This window comes from Plantactinospora siamensis (assembly GCF_042434095.1).
Taxonomy (GTDB): Bacteria; Actinomycetota; Actinomycetes; order Mycobacteriales; family Micromonosporaceae; genus KBS50.
Genome location: NZ_JBHLUE010000037.1, coordinates 1 through 1347, shown reverse-complemented (window position 1 = coordinate 1347; position 1347 = coordinate 1). Strand labels below are relative to the sequence as shown.

The following is a 1347-nucleotide window of genomic DNA, read 5'->3' as shown; positions in this document are numbered from 1 at the left end:
GGTGGTGGCTGGTGTGGTGTGTTGTGGTGGTGGGTTGGTTGTTGGTTGAGAATTGTATAGTGGACGCGAGCATCTTTGTGGTCAAGTTGTCAAGGGCGGACGGTGGATGCCTTGGCACCAGGAGCCGATGAAGGACGTGGGAGGCCGCGATAGGCCTGGGGGAGCTGTCAACCGAGCTGTGATCCCAGGGTGTCCGAATGGGGAAACCTGACTGGAGTTGTGTTCAGTCACCCGCACCTGAATGCATAGGGTGTGTGGGGGGAACGCGGGGAAGTGAAACATCTCAGTACCCGTAGGAAGAGAAAACAACATGTGATTCCGTGAGTAGTGGCGAGCGAAAGCGGATTGAGGCTAAACCGGTCGTGTGTGATACCTGTCAGGGGTTGCGCGGTCGGGGTTGTGGGACCCTGCTGAATGCGCTGACACGTGTTCGAGGAGTGATAAAGCCGCATGCTAGCTGAATGGTCTGGAATGGCTGACCGTAGACGGTGAGAGTCCGGTAGGTGAAAGTGTGTGGTCTTCTGTGGGTGTTCCCGAGTAGCGGCGGACTCCTGTAATCTGCCGTGAATCTGCCAGGACCACCTGGTAAGCCTAAATACTTCCTGGTGACCGATAGCGGATAGTACCGTGAGGGAATGGTGAAAAGTACCCCGGGAGGGGAGTGAAATAGTACCTGAAACCGTTCGCCTACAATCCGTCAGAGCCTTGTTAAAGGGGTGATGGCGTGCCTTTTGAAGAATGAGCCTGCGAGTTAGTGGCATGTGGCGAGGTTAACCCGTGTGGGGGAGCCGTAGCGAAAGCGAGTCCGATAAGGGCGGTTGAGTCGCGTGTTCTAGACCCGAAGCGGAGTGATCTAGCCATGGGCAGGCTGAAGCGTGGGTAAGACCGCGTGGAGGGCCGAACCCACCAACGTTGAAAAGTTGGGGGATGACCTGTGGTTAGGGGTGAAAGGCCAATCAAACTCCGTGATAGCTGGTTCTCCCCGAAATGCATTTAGGTGCAGCGTTGCGTGTTTCTTGCCGGAGGTAGAGCACTGGATGGTCTAGGGGGCCTACAAGCTTACCGAAATCAGCCAAACTCCGAATGCCGGTAAGTGAGAGCGTGGCAGTGAGACTGCGGGGGATAAGCTTCGTAGTCGAGAGGGAAACAGCCCAGATCACCAGCTAAGGCCCCTAAGCGTGTGCTAAGTGGAAAAGGATGTGGGGTCGCATAGACAACCAGGAGGTTGGCTTAGAAGCAGCCACCCTTTAAAGAGTGCGTAATAGCTCACTGGTCAAGTGGTTCCGCGCCGACAATGTAGCGGGGCTCAAGCACACCGCCGAAGCTGTGGCATTCACATATTAACCC

1 rRNA gene is annotated in these 1347 nt (G+C 55.8%); it reads left to right on the top strand.

Going from position 1 to position 1347, the window contains the following annotated elements:
- Positions 1-79: 79 nt before the first annotated feature.
- A 23S ribosomal RNA gene (locus ACFFHU_RS31630) occupies positions 80-1347 on the top strand; the annotation flags it as partial.